The following is a 5,027-nucleotide window of genomic DNA, read 5'->3' on the forward strand; positions in this document are numbered from 1 at the left end:
ATTTTAACCTGCCGTACCACATCAAGAAATGTAGGAAATAGTTCAGGGTCATATCGATTCTTTGACTTCTCTAAGTCCCAACCACAATTAGCATAGGCTCTTTCGATAGAATCTTTTAAAATTGCAGGCATTGCTGCATACATAGGCCAACAAACATTAAAAATCTCAACAAGGCGGTCCAAATGTTCTAATATGTGAGTTGTCTTAGGGAATCTAAAAGGATTAATTCTTAACAGTTTAGTATCTTTCAAAATAGGATTTGTGCCATAAGTTATTACACCTTTGGTCCTTCCAAATACAGATTTATATTCACCTTTAGTAGGTTCTATAACAAGGAAATTAACATCCTGATTTATTAATTCATCAAGCATTTTATAGATTGTGTTTGATTTTCCGGATCCTGTTGAACCGGTAATAAATGTATGTTTGGTAAGGCTTTCTTTGTCCAATAATACGTTGTTATCCTTTTCGATTTGACCCATATGATACAATTTGCCTATTTTTATATTGCCTTCACCTTCTATAACATTTCTTCCAAACTCAGCATGATCTATAACCTGAAGACCAACAACTGATTTAAAAGGTAGTCCAAGGTGTAAAGGTAATTCTAGACCACTTACAATGGTACTAGGAGATTGAACCATATGAGACTTCTTTTCTTTATCTCCTAAAGGCATAGCAAATACAGGGTGTGAAAATCGTCGTAAATATTCTTTCATTACAGTTACAGTATCTTTATCATTCCATACTGTAACGGCACCTCTTTCAATTGAAGTTCCTTTGCCTATCAATAAAGCTTTATATGTATTAGCGGCTAAAATTGAGTTTTCTTCCTTGTTTGATAGGAAGTATGCGCCACAACTATATGCACCATAATCTTCACATTCCTGAAGTCTTTGAAGTTGTTCATCTGTTCGTTTAAGAATTTCCTCTATATCTTTGTTTGTGAATTCGATTTGTAATGAACTACCATTTTCATTCGTAATGGTTTTTCCTTCAGATGTAGTATCAATACTTCCATTTGACGTACTTGTATTGGTTGTATCAGATGTACCGTCAGATTCAGAATCACTTTCAAAATTCCCTCGTGTATATCCCCCACCAATCCCAATACTTCCACCAAAAGATCTACCCAAGGTTTCAGAAATGCCTTTGGTTATGCTTGATCCCTGCATTGCCGATCCCAATGCTGCTGTAGCAGGACTAAAACTTTTTACTACGCCTAAAACAGGGCCAATACCAGGAATCAAGACTGCTGCATTGGGTATACGGTCAGCTAAATCTGAGAAGCTCTTTATTGCTGCACCAGCTCTGGATACACCTGTTGGAGCAGATTTTGATGTTGTTTCTGTATTACTCGTTGAACTTGTAGTGCTTCCTCCGATATTTATGTTTACATTGTATGAATTATTTGTCCCTTTAGTATGTGACAATGTATGGCTTTGAGTATGTGCAACTCCCTCGGTTATCGTCTTAGAAACTCCATGACTGATATTGTTTAGGACAGAATTGCTCTCGCTCGCGTTATAAGACCAAGTGCTTTTTCTAAAAGATGAAAGCACACTATATATATCCTGATATCCAGATCTTATATCAGACTGCTCCTGATCCTGAATGGGCTCTGCAATAAAAATTCCGGTATATGCTTTGCCATGCATTGTGTCAATAAGCTTCTCTATACCCTGTATGAAGTTTTTATTTTCAGTTTTATCTTTGTCTCGAATCGATGCAACACATGAAACAGCAGAGACATTAGATATATCATCTTGAAAAATATCGTCTAATAAACCAGGTATTTTTTGTGATGCAGATATATTACTCAAAGTGCTTCCAGGAAAGTTACTCATAATTCCTTTTTTCAAGGCACTATATGAGGTTCTTAATGCTTTGCCCTGAATTTTATCAAAAATATCAGGAGCTCTGACACCTATATAGATATTAACAATATCTATATTTCCAGGAGAATCAATGATTAAAAAAACACTACATCCTAGTGACATCGCAGAGTGATATACTGTTGAGAGTTTTTGTAATATATCTTCATTTTTTTTACATGTAAGCTGTTTTAAATGAAACATTCTTATACAGCGTGAGGGCTCTTCACCCATCAATAACTCGCCGGGTAAAAGTATATTATAGTCAGCAAAATGACCTAAATACTCTTTATAAATAACATTTTGAGCAAGCTTTAATGTAGAACTCAACTCACTGTAATCACGATTATCTATACTCTCATTCATATTGATATCCTTTTAATTTAAATACTTTTTAAGGTTCTTTAAGCAATCTTGAGCTTCTTTTGAACCTTTATCTGCAGCTTCTTGATATAAATCAAGCATTTCTTTTCCTCTATTAGTTTTGAGTATATCTGAGTAATGTTTTTTTTCTTCTTTTTTTCCACCAAAAACACCAGACCATTCCAAAGCTAATCCAACTACTGCTAATGGAGTAGAAATAAATAATCCTGCTACAGATATGGCCGCACCCAAAAAGCCTCGTTTAAATCTATTAGATTGTTCTTTGATGATTCTATCTCTAACATCTTTTGGTGTTAGAAGTAAATCATATAAACGAGCTACTTTATAAATATTATCGCCACTTTCGTCCTTTTTACGGTAATTATCTCCTGCCTTTTTTATCCAATCAGAAACCCTCTCTATATTGCATTCAGTATATTCACCTGTAATATATAGCCACGCTAAATTAATAAGTGCATTTGTATGGTTTTGCTCAGATGCTTTTTCATACCAATATACAGCTTTATGTATATCTTTAGGGACATCAGTTCCTTCAGAATAAAAAATTCCCAGATTATATTGTGCCGATACATCACCTAACTCTGCTGCTTTTTCACACCATTCAAAAGCCATTGAATTATTCTTTTCAACCCCTATACCATCATGATAACATTCACTTAAACTTTCCATTGCAGAAGGGTTGTTTTGCTTAGCAGATTTTAATAACAATTCTATTCCAAGTTTTTCATCTTTCTCAACACATACTCCAGAAAGATAAAAATATGCAAGATATTCTTGAGCACTAGCGCTACCTTTTTCAGCAGCCTTTTCATACCATGAAATAGCTTCTGATTCATTTATACTAACATCAAGTTCCCCATTCATATAACATTTGCCTAAAATGACCTGAGAATCAATATGTTCATTTAACGCAGCCTCATGGTAATAATTAAAAGCTTTACGATAATCGATGTTTACCCCATAGCCCTTTGAATAACATTCACCTAAAAGAAATAATGCTTCTTTATTATGATACTCAGCTGCTTTTTCAAAATATTCAATGGCTTTTTTATTGTTCTCATCTACTCCTTTTCCAAAATAATAACAATATCCAAGCATATAAAATTCTAAACCATCAAAAGTACTATAGGAATTACCATTTTCTTTCATACGATCTAATGATTTCAAAACACCTTTTTCAAAACACGAAAAGGCTTTAGAATAATTGATTTCCGTTCCTCTCCCATAGTAGTAACATATGCCCAAATTATAATATGCATCAATTACATCATGGTTAACACAATCATTTAAAATTGAGAATGCTTCAATTTCATTTTTTTCAACTCCATCACCGTCAAGATAATGTTGGGCTAAATATCGTCCATAATAGTACTCTCCCTGCGCATAAGCTTTTTTTAACCAATATACAGCTTCTTCTCCTTTCAAGATTTTACCTAATCTAGATTGTGCGTCAGAATTACCTTTGTTTGCAGCTATTTTCAACCATTTTATTGCTTTATCATAATCATAATAATCAGAAAAATAATATAATATAAAGCCTAATTCAAAGGCAGCCTTTTCATCTTCCATCATTGCAGCCTTTTCAAGCCATTCAATTGCTGCAGGTTCGTCTTGACATTCTTCATAGTAATATAATAAATGTCCCAATTTACGCATAGCTTCTGGTTGTTGATATTGAGATGCGTTTTCATACCATTTCTTAGCTTCAGTAATATTTTCATCAACACCATGGCCATACAAATAGCAATCCCCTAAGCGTATCATTGCTTTTGCATGTTCTTGTTTTGCTGACTTTTCATAGTAACGGAATACTATATACCTTTCATGATCTGAATTAGTTGCATTATTCTCATTTAGGAGCTTTTCTTTTAATTCTGCATATTTGAATTGTCCTTCAGCATTACCTTTCTGAGCCAAAGACAGATATAATTGTATTGCTTCATCGATATTACCGAGATTTTCATTCCTTCTAGCTTTGTTAAGTGTTTCCTCAATGGATGGTTGCTTATTAGCATCAAGTTCTTTTGAATTATTTTCTCTTTCAACTATATCTTCTTTATGTTCGTGATTGAATTCATGTTGTGAACTTGTCTCAAAAAAAATCCCATTATTTTTGAGGCATTCAAAAAAAATAGCTTTATCCTCATCTGGACCCCAAAATTTATAATCAAGATCTGCTTCGTCATCCTGCAATAATTCAAAGATTTCTGATATCAATCCATCCCATTTTACTCTTCCTTTAAATGGCTTAAACCATTCCTCAACTCCTTTATCGCGAATAGGATTAATGTTAAGAGTCATATCTCCAACGTTTATTCCATTGAGTCCTTTCATATCATATGTTATTAATACTGTTATTTTCTTAGGCATTATATGCTCCTTTTATAAGATGTTTATTATATTCCCCTGACTTCTCAGCCACATATCGATCCCATCTCCGAATACTTCTGCCTGTATCACATATTTGCCATCATCTTCACTGAGAATCTTTGCAGTCGGTAGTCGATCAAGAACTGCTTCAACAGAATATCCGGTATATTCGAATTTGACTCTTCTCAGTTTCCCGCCAAACATAAACTGGATTCGTTTCCTGAACTCACCTTCCTCAAATCGGTCCTTATAAGGAATTAAGAAGTGTTCAGAAGTTATCTTTAAGTCCTTTATCCTGTCAATACGATATATAGTAGGATTTATGTCATCAGGATTATCAAATTGAGTCTGTCTATTAACATTCTCAAGAATGGCTACTAAATAAAAATAATATTCAGA

Annotated in this window: 2 protein-coding genes and 1 pseudogene; all 3 read right to left on the minus strand. The window is 33.8% G+C overall.

What is annotated here, in order from left to right; genetic code table 11:
- Positions 1–2,240 (minus strand): helicase HerA domain-containing protein (locus T357_RS21935; protein ID WP_031555753.1); only part of this gene is annotated, 2,240 nt, incomplete at its 3' end.
- Positions 2,241–2,252: 12 nt separating this feature from the next.
- The gene (locus T357_RS0118140; RefSeq protein WP_031555758.1) at positions 2,253–4,628 is read right to left on the minus strand and encodes a tetratricopeptide repeat protein; all 2,376 of its coding nucleotides are present in this window, start codon (positions 4,626–4,628) and stop codon (positions 2,253–2,255) included.
- A gap of 12 nt (positions 4,629–4,640) precedes the next feature.
- A pseudogene (locus tag T357_RS0118145) lies at positions 4,641–5,027 on the minus strand (helix-turn-helix transcriptional regulator); the annotation flags it as partial.

It is taken from the genome of Oribacterium sp. FC2011, assembly GCF_000701645.1.
Lineage (GTDB): Bacteria > Bacillota > Clostridia > Lachnospirales > Lachnospiraceae > Oribacterium.

Excerpts from the sequence above, each read along its gene's own strand:
- T357_RS0118140 (WP_031555758.1), bottom strand. The coding sequence starts at position 4,628 with ATGCCTAAGAAAATAACAGTATTAATAACATATGATATGAAAGGACTC.